This is a genomic window from Streptomyces plumbidurans, from assembly GCF_019857225.1.
GTDB lineage: Bacteria > Actinomycetota > Actinomycetes > Streptomycetales > Streptomycetaceae > Streptomyces > Streptomyces plumbidurans.
Window position 1 is genome coordinate 90,482 of the sequence record NZ_JAFJSY010000016.1, and the last position, 17,178, is coordinate 107,659.

Genomic DNA, 17,178 nt, shown 5'->3' on the forward strand with positions numbered 1-17,178 from the left:
GGCCCGCCATGGATCTGACCGTCCTCTATCGCGGACCGCTGGCCTCCTGCGACTACGACTGCCCGTACTGCCCGTTCGCCAAGCGGCGCGACTCGACCGCCCAACTCCGCGCAGACCGGGCCGCGTTGGAGCGCTTCGCGCAGTGGGCCGCGGACAGCGACGACCGGTTGTCGCTGCTGTTCACACCCTGGGGCGAGGGCCTGGTCCGCACCTGGTACCGGCGCACGCTCACCGACCTGTCGCGCCTGCCGCACGTCCGCCGGGTCGCCATCCAGACCAACCTCAGCTGCCGCACCAACTGGCTCGCCGGGGCCGATCTCGACACACTCGCGCTGTGGTGCACGTACCACCCGGGCCAGACCCCCTACGACCGCTTCCTGGGCAAGTGCCGCGACCTCGCCGAACGCGGTGTGCGCTTCAGCGTCGGCGTCGTCGGCCTGCCCGAGCACCTGGAGGCGGCCCGCCGTCTGCGCGCCGAGCTGCCCGCGCATGTCTACCTGTGGATCAACGCCGCCGAGGGACACACCTACCGGGACGCCGAGGCCGACGAGTGGACGGCGCTCGACCCCCTCTTCCCGTACAGCCGCCACCCCCACGCCAGCGCCGGTCTGCCCTGCCGCACGGGTGAGTCCGTGATCTCGGTCGACGGCGACGGCACCGTACGCCGCTGCCATTTCGTCCGCGCCGAACTGGGCAACCTCTACGACGGCTCCTACCGCACCGCCCTGCGCCCCCGCCCCTGTCCGCTGACGACCTGCGACTGCCACATCGGCTACGTCCATCTGGAGACGCTGCCGCTGTACGACGTCTTCGCGGGCGGGGTGCTGGAGCGCATTCCGGGCCGTCCCGTCGATGTCCTGGCAGGATGACGGCATGGAACGTGTGCTTGGCATCGGTGGCTGTTTCCTGCGGGCCACGGACCCGGCGGCCCTGGGCGCGTGGTATCGCGACTGTCTGGGGCTGGAGGCCGACGAGAACGGTTTGTGGCAGCAGGAGACCGGGCCGACGGTCTTCTCGACGTTCGAGTCCGGGACCGACTACTTCGGCTCTCCGGACCAGCGGACGATGCTGAACTTCCGGGTGCGCGATCTGGACGCGATGCTCGCGCAGTTGCGGGCCAAGGGGGCGGATGTGGCCGAGGAGACGCAGGAGATGGAGGGCGTCGGGCGGTTCGGCTGGGTCACCGATCCGGCCGGGAACCGGATCGAGCTGTGGCAGCCGGCCTGACCGCGATCGAGTCAGGCCGGCTGGTGTGTCACAGCGTGGCGGTCGTCGACTCTCCTGACGCGCTGCCGGCGAGCCACTGGTCCCAGCTCAGGTTGAACGACGCGTAGCCGTTGTCGGCCGGGGCCTTGGCGCGGGGCGAGCCGGTGATGGTGATGGGGTCGCCCTGCTTGACCTGGCCGTAGAACCACTTGGCGTCCGCCATCGAGAGGTGGACGCAGCCGTGCGAGCCGCGGGCGCTGCCGCTGCCCGGGTTGGGGTCGCCGGTCGAGTAGTGGACGTACGTGCCGGACTGCGTGAGGTGGACGTCCCAGGGCAGCGTCAGGTCGTAGTAGTTCGGGCTGCCCTTGTCGCAGCTGATGCCGACGCTGCAGGAGGTCATGTGGACCTTCTCCTGCTTGTCGATGACGGCCATCGTGCCGTTCCACGTCGGGTACTGGGCGCTGCCGGCGTTGATCGAAAGGGTGCGCACCGCCTGGCCGTTGCGGGTCACCTTCATGGTGTGGCCGGTCACGGAGACGTCCGCGCGGACATCGTCACCGATCTTGAAGGTGTGCGTGTAGCCGTGCACGCCGTAGCGTCCGTTGCCGTTGCTGACGCCCGTCATGTCGGCGTCGATCTTCACCGTCGTGCCGGTGGGCCAGTACGTCTTCGGCCGCCAGTCGGCGCGCCGGTCGCCGAACCAGTGCCAGGCGCCGGCCACCGGCTGCGAGGCGCTCACCTTCATGTGCTTCTCGACCGTGGCCCGCGCCTTGGCGGCCACCGGGTTCGTGAAGATCACCGAGATGGGCATGGCCACGCCGACGGTGGTTCCCGTCTGCGGGGTGATCGTGTCCAGCAGCATCGGCGGGCCCTTGGGCTTCGTCGGCGAAGGCGAGGCGCTCGCACTCGGCTTCCCCGAACCCTTCCCGATGTCGTCGCTCGCCTTGTCACCGCTGCCCCCACCGCAGGCACTGGTGCCCACCAGCATCGCAACCGTGACGAATGCGATCCCTATGCCGCCCTTGCGCCCTCGCACGCCCTGCCCCACTCTCTTGCTCTTCGACTGCTCTTCGGCCCGGATGAACCTTGCCTACTGTCAGACTGCGCTTGGCACGGTGGGAGTTTCCAACCGTACGTAAAGCATGTCCCAAAACTACGGCCACCTTTCAACCCGGCGGACACCGCCCTCGAGCGGATCCGCCCGTCTCACGGTCTGCGCGACTGATCCGAGAACCCGAACACCCGTAGCCCCGCAAGGCTCAGCACGGTCATCGCGGCGGCGGCCGTGGTGGTGATCGTGAAGCCGCCATGTGGGCCGAGGGAGTCGATCACTCGGCCGGAGACCGCCGCCGCGGCGGCCGAGCCTGCGGCGCCGGCCGAGCCGAGCCAGGCGAACGCCTGGGTCAGGACGGTCGGGTGGACGGTCGACTCGGTGAGTACCGAGAAGAGTGCGAGCAGGGGTGGGATGGTGGCGCCGGTCAGCACCACGACCGCTCCGAGCGTGAACGGTGAGCCGGCCGTCGGCAAGAGCAGTGTGCCGAGGAGCAGGGCGCCGGTTGCCACCAGCAGTTGTACCGGCGGTGCGGCACGGCAGCGTCGCATCCCGTACAGCCAACCGGCCAGCAGTCCACTGCAGTTGGAGACGGCGAAGATCACGGCAGCGGAGTCGGGTTCGCCATGCTCCACCGCGAACGCGGTCACCGACACCTGCATGCCGCCGAAGAAGACACCGATGGCGAGATTGAGGCCCATCAGTACGCCGATGCCGCCGCCGCACAGCAAGGTGCGGCTTTTGCGGGCGGCGCGTTCGCCGTGGGCCGCCGGTGAGGGTGCGCTGCCGCGTTGGGCCGCGAGGATCAGGCCGCCGGTCACCGACAAGGTGGCGGCCGACACTGTGCCCGCCACGGGATGTCCGGCCGCGGCGAGTGCGCTGACCATGGTCGGGCCGAGTAGGTAGCCCACCGCGTTGCTCAGGGACTCCAGCGCGAAGGCGGTGGGTAGTTCGGCCGCTCTGGTGGTGCGCAGCATTGCCGCCCATCGGGCGGCGGACATCGCGCCGAGTTGCGGAAGGGTCGCTCCGACCAGCGCACCGCCCAGGACCAGAAAGGCGTCGGAGGCGTCTGCGGCCACCAGGGACACCAGGACGGCCACGGACAGGGCGTGGGCGAGGAGCGCGGGCGGCAGGATGCGCGTCTGGCCGAACCGGTCGACGAGCCTTGCCAGTTGGGGCGCTCCGAGCGCTTCGGCCACCGCGCACCCGGCGCCGACCAGACCCGCCGCGGCGAAGGTGCCGGTGTGACTGTGCACGAGCCATACGATGCCGAGGCCGGTCATCGCGACGCCGACGCGTCCGAGCGAGGCCGGCAGGAAGAAGGCCGCGGCACCCGGGGTGCGCAGCAGGGAACGGTAGTTCGCCGACGGCACGGCGAGTCCTGTTCGCTGCCCGGCGGGACGGCCCACCTGGGTCGTCGGTGCCCGAATGTACCGACCCGTGGTCGCCGCCTGGAACCGTCCAGTGCTGGCGCGGAGAGGGGACACTCGCCCCGCGCCGACTCCATCACCGGGCAGAAGTCTCGGTGTGTTGTTGGTGGTTGTGAACCGCGGACATTCTCACCGCCGGGGTCGGAGATGTCCATCACGACCGAGGGCGGGGCGATGCCGTCCGGATGCGCCGAGGCCGAAAAGGAGTTGCTCCGCGCCGCGGTCTCGAAGAGGATCGCCCGCATGGATCTGTAACGGCTGCCACATACGCACGGTCGACCTGTCGCGCGATCGGCCTCGGAGCCTGACGACCCGGCCCGGGGCGGTCATCGCGCCCTCGTGTGCATCCACCAGATCCCGGGAGCCGCGGCCCGGCCCGCGAGCGCTCCTGCTCAGCCCAGAAATCAACCACATCCATGAATATCGATCGCAAGGCCCAGTGGGCCGTGCGCCAATCCGCGCTGCCCATGATCGTGCGGCCCTGCCCGGACTGCCCCGGCACCCGGCACCGCCCCTCGGGCAGGTTCCGCGTCAACGCGAACGGCAAGCTCCTCGACGTCTGGCTGCTGCTGCACTGCGCGGGCTGCGGCCGGACCTCGAAAGTGCCCGTCCACGAACGTGCCCACGTGTCGTCGCTGGAGCCCGCTCGGCTGGTGGCGTACGAGGCCAACGACCCCGCCACAGTGCGGGAGCTGGCGATGAGCGCGTCGCTCGCCGCGAAGAGGGTTTACCGCCTCGACTGGACCGGGGCGTGGGAGCTGCGACGCGACACGCCCCGGCCCGCACTCGACGACCCGAGGCCGCTCACGGTGCGGGTCAGGTTCGAGCTGCCTGCGCCGGTCCGTGTCGAAAGACTGCTCATGGCCGGGTTCGGTCTCAGTCGGAACGGGATACGACGCCTGGTCGCGGACGCGCGCATCCAACTGCCACTGCCTCCACGCGCCAGGACTCATCGGGACTTCGAGCTGACGTTGACGGGAGCGGTTCCGCTGATTCCTTTGCCGCTAGGGCGACCGAAGGTGGTGATCGTAGGGGCTACTCGGGTTTCCAGCCCCACGCGGTGAGCATCCCGGCCGACAGTGCGGCGCATTCGTCGGAGTCGAGATAGCGGACCGCCGCATCGATGCCGGTCTCGTCGACCAGGCCGGTCGCGAGCATCGCCTCCCGGCTCCGTGCCCAAGTGTCGGCCCAGAAGCGGCTGATGGGGCTGCCCGGCAGCAGCGGCGGCACGTGGATCTCGGCGGCGACGGGCGAGAGCCCCGCCCCGCGCAGGAGTTGCGGGTACGTCGGCGCCGAGGTCGCATCGGTGCCGATCGTGTCGCGCAGCCCCTGCCACATCGCCCGCATGGCGACGGTGTACGGCGTGCCGGGGGCGCGGTCGCTCGTCAGATCGACCGCGTCGCTGAGCACCAACACACCGCCGGGGGCGATGAGTTCGGCCAGTGCTGTGATCATGCGTTCGCGGTCGGACAGGTGCATCAGCACGAAGCGTGCGTGGACCAGACGGAATTGCCCGGGTGTGAAGTCGGGGGCGGTGATGTCCGCCTGCAGAACGTCGAGCCGTGGCGCGGGCCGCGCGTTGAGGAAACGTACGTCGCGGTCCACGGCGAGCACGTGGGCCGCCCCGGCCTCGGTGAGCAGCCGGCGGGCGATCGTGCCCGTCCCGGCGCCGATGTCGAGGCAGTTCCACCCCGGACCGACCCCGAGCGCCCGCAGCCGTGCCCAGGTGATGTCGTCGTAGGCGAGGGCGCCGAAGTCGATGCGCTCGCCCTCGCCGGTCTGTTCGGGGCGGAAGACGGCCTCGCCGTAGCGGCCACCGTCCGGGGCGGTCTCGGGGGCGTTGCTGTCGGCGTTGGCGTTGCTGTCGCCGTTGGCTTTGTCGTCGTCGAACCGTTTCATAGCGGGACCTCTGCGCACGGTGGGGCAGCCGCCGGAGTGGGACGGGCTGCTGATCGCTGGGGCACCGGTTCCGCTCAGGCGCCGCTGCCGCCCGTACCGATGAGACGGCCGACGAAGTCGATGGTGGCAGCGCCGAACTGGACAAGGCCGGGGCCCGTCATCGCGCCCGCGGGGGCAGCAGGCCCGCCCGGGGTCGGGGACGTCGCTCGTACGACCTGCGCGTGAGAAGTGGATGCTGCGGCCGGGCCGATCACGACGAGGGAGGCGGCAGCGGCGACGACGGTGGCGGTTGCCGCACGAGCCAGAGGCTTGAGGTTCATGGTCATTCTCCTGAAGGCACCGGAATATGGGCTTCTGTGAGAATAGGTACGGAATCCTCCGTGTTTCCGACAACGCGCCTGGTGGCTCAGCCGTTTGTCGGCCGGAGGCTCCTCAGGGCCGCGGCGGGGAGAGCGGCGGGCCGAACATCTTGTCGAAGACGGCCAGGGCTGCCTGCAGCGCCTCCCTGTCACGGCGCGTCAACCCCTCCATCCGCTGGGCCAGCAGACGGTTGCGGCTCGCGCGGACCTCCTCGGCGACCTGCTCCCCCAGGGCCGTGATCTGAACGGTGCTCCCCTTGCGCGCGGGGCCGGAGCGGGTCACCCACCCCGCCGCCTCCATGCGGTTGACCAGCTGCGTCATGGTCGGCGGCTGCACTCCCTCGGCCTGGGCGAGCTGTCCGACGCTCATCGCTCCGCCGCTGAGCAGACTCAGCGCGGAGCCCTGCGCGGTGGTGACGGGCAGGCCGGCGGCATCGCGGCGGATCGCCTGACCGATCCGCAACAGCCGCTTGCGCGCCTCGTCCGTCAGCTTGTCTGTCAGCTCGTCTGTCAGCTCGTTGGCCGGCTCGGCCATCCCTCGGCCCGTCCTCACTCGTCGATGTTTTATAGTTAGGCTACCTATAAAACTGAGGGATGGCATGGCGATACGTGACCGAAGCAGCCAGAAGGTGGTTCTCCTGGCCATGTGCCTGGGGCTCATGCTGAGCATGTTCAACTCGACGATGACCAACGTCGCCCTGCCGGACCTGGGCCGCTCGCTGCACGCCTCGGACACGTCACTGCAGTGGGTCGCCACCCTCTACACGCTCACCTACGCCGCCGCCCTGCTCCTCGGCGGAGCCCTCGGCGACCGATTGGGCCGGCGCACCGCTTTCCTGCTCGGCGTCCTCGTGTTCAGCGCCGGATCCCTGCTGTGCACGCTCGCTCCGGTGACCGGACTGCTGCTCGGCGCCAGGGCGGTGCAGGCACTCGGCGCGGCGATCATGCTCCCGCAGACCCTGTCGATCCTGGTGCACGAGTTCACCGAGCCGCGCGAGCGCGCCCGCGCGGTGAGCGCCTGGGCAGGCGTGGCCAGTCTGGGGCTGGCGGCCGGTCCCGTGGTCGGCGGGGCACTGCTCAGCGTCACGTCCTGGCGCGCCGCCTTCGCTCTCACCGTGCTGCTCGGCATGGTCACCTGGCTGCTCGGCCGCAGGTCGATCCCGGTCGAGCGGCACGGTCGGCCCGAGGGGCGCCGGACACTGGACGTGGCGGGCTCGTTCAGCGCCGCCGTCACCCTCGCCGCGCTGGTCTTCGCGCTCAGCGAGGGCGAGAGCGCCGGCTGGTCCTCGCCACGCGTGCTCGGCACGCTCGTGCTGTCCGTCCTCGCCCTGATCGTTTTCATCGCCACGCAGCTGAGCAAGGGCCGCAACGGGCGCAACCCGCTGATGCCGATGGGCGTCTGGCGCAGCCGGCCCTTCATAGCCGCCAACGTGGGCGGCTTCGCCTACTTCGCGGTCTTCTTCGGGGTGCTGTTCTTCTACAGCCTCGACCTTCAGGACCAGCGCGGTTACTCGGTCCTGGCCGCCGGTTTCGCCTTCCTGCCCATGACCCTCGTGATGGCTCTGGTGGCTCCCGTCACCGGCAGGCTGATGGCCCGCTACAGCGCCGCTCCCGTGATGATCTCCGGTCTGGCGGTCACCGCTGCCGGGTCGCTGCTGCTGGCGGCGGCCTCCCGTGCGACGCTCGCGGGCATCGAGTGGCGCCTCGCCCTCGTCGGTATCGGCTGCGGGCTTCTCAGCTCCTCGATCAGCAATCTGGCGGTCTCCAGCGTGCCCGACCGCCTCAGCAACTCCGCCTCCGCCGTGCAGAACACGTTCCGGCAGATCGGCAGCACGCTCGGCGTGGCCGTACTCGGCATCATCGTCCGTGGCAGCGACTCGGGATTCACCGTCGGCCTGCAGGAAGGCATGGCCGCCATCGGCACGTTCCTCGCCGTGTGCGCGGTCGTCTCGCTCCTGCTCGTCCTCGGCTCACCCATGGGGCAGCGAACCCGCGAGGCCTAGGCGGAGTCCGCTTTCAGTGCCTCGGCGAGGGCCCGGGCGGCGGGCGCCGTCCAGCGTCTGCGGTGGCGGGCCAGCCGCACCGGGACGTCGGCGAACCGCGGTCCGTTCACCCGCGCCAGACGTCCCTGGCGCAGGTGCTCGTCCACGGTCGTGAGCGGCAGCAGGGCCAGTCCCAGACCGGCGCACACACAGGAGCGCGCCGCTTCCACGCTGCCGAACCGGGTCAGCCGCGGCCGGGCGCCGGGCACGGCCAGCAGCCGTCGTTCCAGATTGTCGCTGTACGAACATCCCTGTTCGAGAAGGAAGAAGTCCTCGTCGGCCAGTTGCTCCCAGGACGCCCGGCGAGAGGACGCGGCGAGCGGGTGGCCGGGGGCGCAGACGAGAGCGAGGGGCTCGCGGCCGATCGGCTCGGTCGTCACATCGGGGAAGTCGGCCTCCTCCTCCAGCAGCAGCGCCAGATCGAGGCGTCCAGAGCGCAGCCCTTCGACGCATCCCGCGGTACCGGCCGCGTACAGACTGACGTCCACCTCGGGACGGCTCATGCGCAGCGCGGCGATCACCCCCGGCAGCCGACTGGAGCACAGCGACTCGGGAGCGCCCACGACCACCCGTCCCCGTACGGCTCCGTCGTCGTCGCCGTAGGCCTTCAGCCGGGCGACGGCGTCCAGTACGTCCTCTGCCCTCTCCAGCAGTCGCCGTCCGGATTCGGTGAGCAGCGCGCCCGTGGGCAGTCGGTCGAAGAGCCGCGTACCGAACTCCCTTTCCAGGGACCGGATATGGACGGTGACCGTGGACTGAGCCAGGTGCAGCTCGGCAGCGGCAGCGGTGAAGCTGCCTGTTCTGGCGAGCGTCGTGAAGGTGTTCAGCAGGCGGGTGTCCACGAGGCCAGGGTATGCGATGTGTCGATGGACCGGATCGTAATCCATCGTTGGACTCGATCGACCGACCGTGGCAGCGTGGAGCCATGACCAACGACGCGAGCGGGGCGAGCCCCGTGCACCACGCAAAGCCGAACACGCGGATCCTGCGCTACGCCGCCTTCACCCACGATCCGGCGGGCGGCAATCCCGCCGGGGTCGTGCTCGACGCCTCCGGGCTCGGCGATGCCGAGATGCTCGCCGTCGCCGCCGAGGTCGGCTATTCCGAGACGGCCTTCGTCACCAGCCACGACGACGCGGCACGCCGGTTCAGGGTGCGCTACTTCAGCCCGCTCGCCGAGGTGGCCTTCTGCGGACACGCGACCGTCGCCCTGTCCGTCGCCCTCGCCGAACAGCTGGGCCCCGGCGAGATCGTCCTCGACACTCCCGCCGGGGAGATCCCCGTGGACATCAGGGTGGACGACGACGGAACGGCGCTGGCGACCCTCACCAGCGTGCCGACCCGTTCACGCCCCGCCACCAGCGCCGAGCTGGAGGCGACGTTGAAGGCGCTGGGCTGGGCCCCCGAAGAACTGGACCCCGCACTCCCGCCCCACGTGGCGTTCGGCGGCAACGACCACCTGGTGCTGGCCGCCCGCTCCCGGGCGCGCCTGGCAGACCTGGACTACGACTTCGACGGGCTCGCCGAGGTGATGCGGCGTCATGACTGGACCACCGTCCACCTGGTGTGGCGCGAGTCGCCGGAACGCTTCCACGCCCGTGACCCGTTTCCCGTGGGCGGCGTCGTGGAGGATCCGGCAACCGGGGCGGCGGCCGCGGCGTTCGGCGGGTATCTCCGCAGCCTGGGGCTGGTCACCTCCCCGGCCAGGATCACCATCCGCCAGGGCGAGGACATGGGGCGCCCCAGCGATCTGCTCATCGACGTCGACCCGCAGGACACCCGGACACGGGTCACGGGGCGGGCTGTGCCGATCGGTCGAGGTCCCGGCCATGTGCGGTGACGCTGTCGTCGGTCTCAGCGGCGGATCAACGAGTCCGAGCGGCGCAACCACATGAACCAGGGCACCGAAATCGCCTGGCGCAGCACCATGTTGGGGTCACCCGAAGGCGTCCCAGAACCCGCAGTGATGGTGGCCTTGCGTGGTGCGGGTGGGGGCGATGTGGTCCGGGGCGAGGGACAGCACCGTTCGGCGGGACCAGGGTGGTGATGATGGGCCGTTCGGGTTGGCGGTACGGGCGAAGTGGGTCCAGTAGTCGATCATGGTGTCGGCCAGGCGGTGCTGTGCCGGGGTCAGTTCGCGGGGGCGGCCGCCCAGGTCGAAGAGGTAGGGCAGTTCGCTCGCGTGGGGTGCGCCCAGCGGGAAGGGCGGCGTGTTCGAGGTGAGCGGTGGGGCGTGCTCGTCGGCGAACTCGTAGCGCCAGACCGGGACTTGAGTGGTGAGCAGGCTGTCGGTGCGGGCCGTCGGGCAGGCGAAGTTCGCGTCGCCGATGACCGCGCCGAACACCGGGCCGCCGTCGGTGCGGTGCACCGGGTACTCACGGACGATCGCCTTCGCCTGCCCAGGTGCGGGGAAGAAGGTGGCCGCGACGTCGGGCCAGGTGTCGGGGGTGACGGGATTGCCGGCCTGGATGATCCCGGCCGCCCAGCCGTTGCCCTCGTCGTGGTTGTTGCCGAGGAGCACCGGAACACGGTGGAAGCGTCCGGCGGCGAGAGCGGTTCCCGGATCGCGCGGCAGCAACGGCGTTCCGTACGCGGGCTGTTGATCGGTGGCCTGGGCCGCGAGCAGACGGTCGACAGGCACGCGCCGCAGGCACGCCATCACGTCACGGGCGGAAGCGCAGCCGACCTCGGCCGCGAGGTCGGCGCCCGTGGCCCGAGCCGTGGACAGGGGTACGGAGTACGGGGCGAACGGGCGGTCGGGGCGGCCGGTGCACGGGCCGCTCTCGATGATCGCCCGGTCGAAGAGCCCCGCGGCGGCGGGCGAGGCGAGCTGGGCGCAGACGCTGTAGCCGCCCGCGGACTCACCCGCCAGGGTCACCTGGTGCGCGTCGCCGCCGAAAGCGCCGATCTCGGCGCGGACCCAGCGCAGCGCCGCCTGCTGGTCGGCCAGGCCGAAGGTGCCGGAGCCGGGCAGGCCGGCGTGCCCGAGAAAACCCAGGGCGCCGAGGCGGTAGTTGACGGTGACGACCACGACATCGCCGCGCGTGGCCATGCGGTGGGCGTCGTAGGAACTGCCCGCCCCGGTGGTGAACCCGCCGCCGTGCAGCCACACGATCACCGGCCGGGGGTGCGTCGGTGCTGCGCCGTCGGGCGCGGTGACGTTCAGGTGGAGGCAGTTTTCGTCGATACTGCCGCCCGGCACTTCACCGGCCGGCTGCGGGCAGGCGCTCGCGGGACGCGTCGCGTCCCGCACCCCTGGCCAAGAAGCGGCGGGGCGGGGCGACACCCAGCGCAGGCCGCCGACCGGCGGCGCCGCGTAGGGGATGCCCTCGAAGGTGCGGTAGCCGTCGTGGGCCGTACCCCGGATCGCGCCGTCGTGCGTGCGGACCGTCGTGGCCGCGGGCCGGGGCGACGATGGCGGTGGCGCCGCCGACCAGGCCGTCGCGAGTACGGCGGTCAGCGCGCAGGCCGTGGTGGCCAGGACGCGGTGCATGGTCATCGTCTCCCCGTTCGTTCGGTCAACTACGGCCGCTTGCCGCCGCGTTCGTTTCCGGGACTGCTGGCGCATGCAGCCACGCTCGTTCAGTCGACTACCGGCACATGCCGCCTTGTGCGGTCATCTGCCGCCCCAGGCCGCGCCGTTCAGTCATCTGCGGCCCCACGCCGCCCCGTTCGGTCATCTCCCGCCCCACGCCACCCCGTTCGGTCATCTCCCGCCCCAGGCCACGCCGTTCAGCATCTGCCGCCCCACACCGCCCCGTTCACGCGATCAGCCGCCGCCCATACCCCCCTGCGCCGCGATCACGGTCGTCGGCAGGGCGCGTACGGCCTTCTCGAGGCCCGGTGCGAGGACGGCGAGAGTTCGTGTGCAGGCGTCGATCCGGGCCCGGTGGGTCTTCTGGTCCTGGCGGGAGACGACCGAGCGGAGGCCGCCCGCCGCGGCCAGCGCCAGCAGTGCGGCGTCGGCGGTGGGGATCTCGTGTACGGGGCCGTTGCCGTGCAGGGCCGCGGTGACACGGGTGTGTATGGCGGCGGGCACGGTCCGGTCCGTCACGCTCACGCGCCTGGTGCCGAAGGGGGTGCGGGGTTCCTTCACGGTGAGCAGTCCCGCCGAGGCGAGCCGGTCCTCGACCTGCGTCAGGGTGCGCTTGCGGTGGGTGCGCACCAGATGCTTCCAGCCGTGTCCGGCAGCGGCGTCGCCGAGCACGCCGTCCAGGACGGGGTTGCCGGTCGGTTGTGCGCCGGACACCGTGACCCTGCCGCCGTCCTCTCCCAATCGGCCCCGCGAGGCGAGGTCGATCAGCGCGGCGGCCCGGAGCAGCAGCAGTGTCCTGGAACGGTCGTACGGGCCTTCGGCCGCGTCGTCGTGGGCGAGCAGATACATGAGGCAGGGCAGGTCGTCGGTCACATCCCGACGCTACGGCCGGTGCCCCTGCCCGCGGATCGGCCGCACGAGCGGTCCGGCACTGGGAACACAGGAGGATCGCGGCCCGGCCTCCTCCTTGAGGAGGAGACGCCCAACGCCTAACGGGACGGCCTGCGCGGCTCTACGAGGCCGTGGTCGTAGGCGGCGACGACTGCCTGGACGCGGTCGCGGAGGCCCAGTTTGCGCAGGACCGCGGTGACGTGGTTCTTGACGGTGGCCTCGGAGAGTCGCAACCGCTCGGCGATCTCCGCGTTCGACAGGGCCTGCCCGATCAGGGTCAGCACCTCCCGCTCGCGGGCGGAGAGATCCGTCAGGGCGGGCGGCGGCGCCGGGTCGGACGTGGTGCGCAGGAACTGGTCGAGGACACGGCTCAGCACGGTCGGCGCCAGGAGCGCGTCGCCGCGCGCGGTGAGGCGGATCGCGTCGACGAGTTCGGTGGGGCGGATGTCCTTGAGCAGGAAGCCGCTGGCCCCGGCCCGCAGGGCGGCGACCACATGCGCGTCGACGTCCCAGGTGGTCAGCACGAGCACCCGGGCCCGGCTGCCACTCTCCACGATCCGCCGGGTCGCCTCGATGCCGTCGACCACGGGCATGCGTACGTCCATCAGCACCACGTCGGGCGCCAGTTCCAGGGTCAGCCGCACCGCCGCGTCGCCGTCGGACGCCTCGCCGATCACCTCCAGGTCGTCCCGGGCGTCGATGATCATGCGGAAACCGGTACGGACCAGGGCCTGGTCATCGGCCACCACCACGCGCAGTGTCATGAGGCGCGCTCCAACGGCAGCCGCGCCGTCACCTCGAACCCGCCTCCGGGCAGCGGCCCGGCGCGCAGGCTGCCGCCCACGAGCCGCGCCCGTTCCTTCATCCCCACAAGCCCTCGCCCCGCTCCCGCGGTGGCCGAACTGCCTTGCCTGGTACGCCCGTTGTCGACCACCGTGACCTTCACGCACTCCCCTTCCGTCGTCACGTGCACGCTCACCGCGTCGGCGCCGGTTGCGTGGCGCAGGGTGTTGGTGAGGGCTTCCTGGACGATCCGGTACGCGGCCAGGTCCACGGCGGGCGGCAGTTCGTCGTCGCCCTCGCGGTGCACCCGCACAGTCATCCCGGTCGCGCGCACGGTGTCCGCCAGCTCGTCCAGGCGGGCGAGCGAGGGCTCCGGGGCGGGCCGTTCGCCGGCGCCGTCCCCTCCCTCGCCCACCCCGCTCTCGCCCGCTCCTCCCTCGCCCGCCCCTCCCTCGCCCGCTACTCCCCCGCCCGCCCCTCCCGCGGCGGGCCCGAACGCCCGTAGCAGCAGGCGCAGTTCGCCGAGCGCGGAGCGGGCGCCCGTCTCGATGGCACGCAGCGCCGTACGGGCCTGGTCGGGCCGTTCGGTGAACACGTCGTCGGCGGCGCCCGCCTGAATGACCATCACCGACAGGGTGTGCGCCACGACATCGTGCACCTCGCGCGCGATCCGGGCGCGCTCCTCCACCACGGCCCGGCGCGTCTCCGCCCTGATCCGCGCCTGCTGCGCCCGCCGCCATTGCCCCACGGTCCAGGCCAGGACCACCGTCAGCAGATAGACCGCGAGCCCCGCCGGGCCGCCCGCGCCGAAGGCCGGCACCGCCGGCAGGCACATCGCCGCCAGCGCCCACACCGACATTCGTCGCGACGCGGTGGCCGACAGCACGCACAACGTGATCTGCGCCGCGAGCAGCGCCCCGGTCAGCGACACCTCGGGCAGCAGGCCCCACACCGCGAGCCCGGTCAGCGCGTTCACCGCCAGGACGGGGACGGGGGCACTGGCCTGCCATTTCAAGGCACATGCCTGCGCGAGGACCAGGACCGCGGCCACGGGCAGCCTCCACCCGCGCTCCGCACCGGCGACGACCACCGAGGTGCCCAGGACGCCGAGCACCAGACCGGCCGAGCCCCACCACAGCGCCCGGACCGTCCGGGGCGACAGCTTGCCCTGCACCTCCCGGGCGAGTACGTCGTCCGGCTGCCTGCTGCTGAGCTCCACGCCCCGACCCTATCCAGCGGCGGCGGCCGGGTAGCTCAACCGTCAGCGCGCGACTCGGCTTTTCGCCTGGTGGGGTCCAGGGTGTGCATAGGATCGCGGGCATGACACTGCGCCCCGTACAGGTGAACATCAAGGCCCTCGACGCCGCGGCCGTCGGCCGGTTCTGGGCGCAGGCACTCGGCTGGACCGCGCACAGTCCCGGTGTGACGACGTACGTAGGGCCCGGGGCCGACCTCGTGTGGCCGGACCCGGTCGTCGTGGGCATCGATGTCGTCCCCGTTCCGGAGCTCAAGTCACCGGTGAAGAACCGTGTGCACCTCGATCTCGCCACCACCTCCACGGCCCACCAGGCGGAGCTGACCGCCCGCCTCAGGGCTCTCGGTGCGACCCCGGTTCACGTCGGCCAGGGCGACGGGCCGTGGACGGTGCTCGCCGACCCCGAGGGCAATGAGTTCTGCGTGCTGGAGCCTCGGGAGATCTACCGGGAGACCGGGCCGATCGCCGCGATCGTGGTCGACTGCGTGGATCCGCGGGCGATGGCCCGGTTCTGGGACGAGGCCCTGGACTGGACGCTGCACGAGGTGAGCGACGATCAGGCGCGGTTGCGCTCCGCCCAAGGGGTCGGCCTCTACGTCGAGTTCATCCGCACCCCCGACCCGAAGACCGTGCCCGACCGCGTCCATCTCGACCTGCTGCCGCACGCCGATGACGACAAGGAGGCGGAGGTGAGTCGTCTGCGCGCGCTCGGCGCCACCGACCTCGACCTCGGCCAGGGCGACGTCCCGTGGACGTGCCTGAGTGACCCGGAGGGCCATGAGTTCTGCGTCCTCGCCCTGCACTGACGCGGCACTTCGACGCCACCCCGGTCGCTTCCGGCGCGCGGGACTTTTCGCGGTGGGCAGGTCGCAGGTCCCCCGCTTCCCCATCCCCCAACTCTCGTACGCCGCAACCCATTGACGCTCCGTCTCCCCGTCATTACCTTCTGAGAGCGCTCTCTATTTCATCCACAGCATGCTCCCGGGCCGTCGCAGTCTCCGTCACCGACGCCTTCCGCGAAGCGGCGTCGGCAGGCCCACGGCAAGGCCAGGAGAGCATTGAGCCGATGGGGAGGCCCCATGACTCCCGTACGAAGACCTCGACGGCCCCGGCGCACCCGAAGACCCCACCGATCCGGACCCCTCACCGCCGCGGTGTCGGCCGCGGCCTTCGCCCTCGCACTCCTCGCGGGCCCCGCCCCGCAACCGGCATCCGCCGCCGACAACGGCACCTCCGCCGCCGCGGCCATCTGCAACAAGTACTGCGACGCCCGTGATCCCGCCCTCTCTCCCGGCGACCGCTCCCCGGTCACCGCCGGCATCTACGGGCGGTCGATCGCCCTGCACTTCGACGACGCCGACGCGATGGGCTGGGCGTCCGTCGACAACGGCAACCCGGGTGACGAGGTCTGGCTCGACCGTTCCCTCGACGGCGGCCGCACCTGGAGTTCCGGGAGCAAGCTCGGCGACACCAACGTCCCTGCGGGGCAACGGGGTTGGCGCACGCTCATGTACAACGTCGACGACTGGAACAACCAGGGTGTGGGCGCCCTGCGCGCCTGCGGCAAGGCCGGCGACCGCGCCGAGATCGCCTGCACTCCGTGGGCCCGTACCACATGGAACGCCGGCGACCGGCGGACCGCGGCGGCCACCGGCCTGATGACCCTCTACAACAACTCCACCGGCCTGTTCGACACCACCGGCTGGTGGAACTCCGCGAACGCGCTGACCGCCGTCATCGACAACATCCGCGTGTCGGGGATGGGCAGTTACAGGTACGCGATCTCCCGCACCTACGACCTGAACCTGAACGCGCAGGGCGGGCAGTTCCGCAACGACTACATCGACGACACCGGTTGGTGGGGGCTCGCCTGGGTCGCCGCCTACGACCTGACCGGCGACAGCCGCTACCTCAACACCGCCCGCGCGGACGCCGACCACATGGCGGCGTACTGGGACGGCACCTGCGGCGGCGGGGTGTGGTGGAGCACGGCGAAGACGTACAAGAACGCCATCGCCAACTCCCTCTACATCCAGCTCAACGCGGCCCTGCACAACCGCATCCCGGGCGAGACGGCCTATCTGGATCGAGCACGCGCCGGCTGGACCTGGTTCCAGGGCAGCGGCATGATCAACGGCTCGAACCTGGTCAACGACGGGATAGATCTGGGCACGTGCCGGAACAACGGCCAGGCGGTCTGGTCCTACAACCAGGGCGTCCTGCTCGGTGCGCTCACCGAGCTGAGCCGGGCCACCGGGGACGGCACGCTGCTCACCCGGGCGCGGCAGATCGCCGACGCCGCCACCACGACCTCCTCGCTGCACACGGCCGACGGCATCCTCCGGGATCCCTGTGAGAGCGGTGACTGCGGCGGCGACGGGCCCTCCTTCAAGGGCGCGGACGTGCGTGGTCTCGGCAAGCTCAACGCCGCGCTGCCGGACCATCCGTACACCGCCTATCTGCAACGGCAGGCCGATCGCGCCTACGCGAGCGACCGCAACGCCCTCGACCAGTACGGACTGCGCTGGTCAGGACCGCTCGACAAGGTGGACGCGGCGCGGCAGCAGAGCGCCCTCGATCTGCTCAACGCGGCGCCCTGACAGGGGCGTTGACAGCACCTCCGTACGGCGCGACAACGTTGTCCGCACACGGTTCCCGCTCCCTGTGCGGACAGCGCCCTCCCCCTCACCCGGAGCGATCGTGGCGGCCGCCCACCTGACCGGGCGG

17 protein-coding genes are annotated in these 17,178 nt (G+C 71.3%); 7 read left to right on the forward strand and 10 right to left on the reverse strand.

All coding sequences use genetic code 11. The features are described from left to right. Window positions 1-8: 8 nt before the first annotated feature. Window positions 9-869 (forward strand): STM4011 family radical SAM protein, encoded by an 861-nt coding sequence (locus tag JYK17_RS13365; RefSeq protein ID WP_108014233.1) that lies wholly within the window; start codon window positions 9-11, stop codon window positions 867-869. Between the two features lie 4 nt (window positions 870-873). After that, the gene (locus tag JYK17_RS13370; protein WP_108014234.1) at window positions 874-1,227 is read left to right on the forward strand and encodes a VOC family protein; all 354 of its coding nucleotides are present in this window, start codon (window positions 874-876) and stop codon (window positions 1,225-1,227) included. Between the two features lie 28 nt (window positions 1,228-1,255). On the opposite strand, the gene JYK17_RS13375 is transcribed toward JYK17_RS13370, so the two are convergent. Beyond that, a complete protein-coding gene (locus tag JYK17_RS13375; protein WP_108014235.1) occupies window positions 1,256-2,194 on the reverse strand; it encodes a L,D-transpeptidase in 939 nt (312 codons plus the stop codon). Between the two features lie 218 nt (window positions 2,195-2,412). Beyond that, window positions 2,413-3,630: an MFS transporter gene (locus JYK17_RS13380; protein ID WP_108014236.1), complete on the reverse strand. Its 1,218-nt coding sequence runs from the start codon at window positions 3,628-3,630 to the stop codon at window positions 2,413-2,415. A gap of 473 nt (window positions 3,631-4,103) precedes the next feature. Between JYK17_RS13380 and JYK17_RS13385 the strand changes: the two genes are divergently transcribed. Next, entirely contained in the window at window positions 4,104-4,751 is a 648-nt protein-coding gene (locus JYK17_RS13385) for a DUF1062 domain-containing protein (RefSeq protein ID WP_222810439.1), read from the forward strand. Here the strand turns inward: JYK17_RS13385 and JYK17_RS13390 are convergent. From JYK17_RS13390 to JYK17_RS13400, 3 genes are all read right to left on the reverse strand, one after another. Continuing rightward, on the reverse strand, window positions 4,723-5,586 hold the full coding sequence (locus JYK17_RS13390) for a class I SAM-dependent methyltransferase (protein ID WP_222810440.1): 864 nt from the start codon (window positions 5,584-5,586) through the stop codon (window positions 4,723-4,725). The two genes, JYK17_RS13385 and JYK17_RS13390, sit on opposite strands and share 29 nt — an antisense overlap. A gap of 74 nt (window positions 5,587-5,660) precedes the next feature. Further along, complete coding sequence (locus JYK17_RS13395) at window positions 5,661-5,906, reverse strand: hypothetical protein (protein ID WP_128800957.1); 246 nt, start codon at window positions 5,904-5,906, stop codon at window positions 5,661-5,663. Window positions 5,907-6,018: 112 nt separating this feature from the next. Beyond that, window positions 6,019-6,480, reverse strand: coding sequence for a MarR family winged helix-turn-helix transcriptional regulator (locus JYK17_RS13400; RefSeq protein WP_181362567.1), 462 nt, complete (start codon window positions 6,478-6,480; stop codon window positions 6,019-6,021). A 64-nt stretch (window positions 6,481-6,544) separates the two neighbouring features. Here JYK17_RS13400 and JYK17_RS13405 point away from each other — a divergent pair, with 64 nt between their 5' ends. Beyond that, window positions 6,545-7,948, forward strand: a complete 1,404-nt coding sequence (locus JYK17_RS13405; protein ID WP_128800959.1) for an MFS transporter — start codon at window positions 6,545-6,547, stop codon at window positions 7,946-7,948. On the opposite strand, the gene JYK17_RS13410 is transcribed toward JYK17_RS13405, so the two are convergent. Then, window positions 7,945-8,829 (reverse strand): LysR family transcriptional regulator, encoded by an 885-nt coding sequence (locus JYK17_RS13410; RefSeq protein WP_222810441.1) that lies wholly within the window; start codon window positions 8,827-8,829, stop codon window positions 7,945-7,947. The genes JYK17_RS13405 and JYK17_RS13410 overlap by 4 nt on opposite strands. Window positions 8,830-8,912: 83 nt before the next feature. On the opposite strand from JYK17_RS13410, the gene JYK17_RS13415 reads away from it, so the two are divergent. Next, window positions 8,913-9,827 carry a PhzF family phenazine biosynthesis isomerase gene (locus JYK17_RS13415; protein WP_222810442.1) on the forward strand — a complete coding sequence of 305 codons (915 nt, stop codon included), beginning with the start codon at window positions 8,913-8,915 and terminating at the stop codon, window positions 9,825-9,827. A 96-nt stretch (window positions 9,828-9,923) separates the two neighbouring features. Here JYK17_RS13415 and JYK17_RS13420 read toward each other — a convergent pair whose 3' ends face one another. The 4 genes from JYK17_RS13420 to JYK17_RS13435 form a co-directional block, all read right to left on the reverse strand. Then, entirely contained in the window at window positions 9,924-11,486 is a 1,563-nt protein-coding gene (locus JYK17_RS13420) for a carboxylesterase/lipase family protein (RefSeq protein WP_222810443.1), read from the reverse strand. Window positions 11,487-11,756: 270 nt separating this feature from the next. Then, a complete protein-coding gene (locus JYK17_RS13425) occupies window positions 11,757-12,395 on the reverse strand; it encodes a GOLPH3/VPS74 family protein (RefSeq protein WP_108014244.1) in 639 nt (212 codons plus the stop codon). 116 nt (window positions 12,396-12,511) lie between these two features. Next, on the reverse strand, window positions 12,512-13,177 hold the full coding sequence (locus JYK17_RS13430; protein ID WP_128800963.1) for a response regulator: 666 nt from the start codon (window positions 13,175-13,177) through the stop codon (window positions 12,512-12,514). Then, a complete protein-coding gene (locus JYK17_RS13435) occupies window positions 13,174-14,415 on the reverse strand; it encodes a sensor histidine kinase (protein WP_222810444.1) in 1,242 nt (413 codons plus the stop codon). The genes JYK17_RS13430 and JYK17_RS13435 overlap by 4 nt, the downstream gene beginning before the upstream one ends. 101 nt (window positions 14,416-14,516) lie before the next feature. Between JYK17_RS13435 and JYK17_RS13440 the strand changes: the two genes are divergently transcribed. Both JYK17_RS13440 and JYK17_RS13445 read left to right on the forward strand, forming a co-directional pair. Beyond that, the gene (locus tag JYK17_RS13440; RefSeq protein ID WP_222810445.1) at window positions 14,517-15,257 is read left to right on the forward strand and encodes a VOC family protein; all 741 of its coding nucleotides are present in this window, start codon (window positions 14,517-14,519) and stop codon (window positions 15,255-15,257) included. A gap of 273 nt (window positions 15,258-15,530) precedes the next feature. Further along, window positions 15,531-17,051, forward strand: a complete 1,521-nt coding sequence (locus tag JYK17_RS13445) for a glycoside hydrolase family 76 protein (protein WP_222810446.1) — start codon at window positions 15,531-15,533, stop codon at window positions 17,049-17,051. Window positions 17,052-17,178 lie beyond the last annotated feature (127 nt).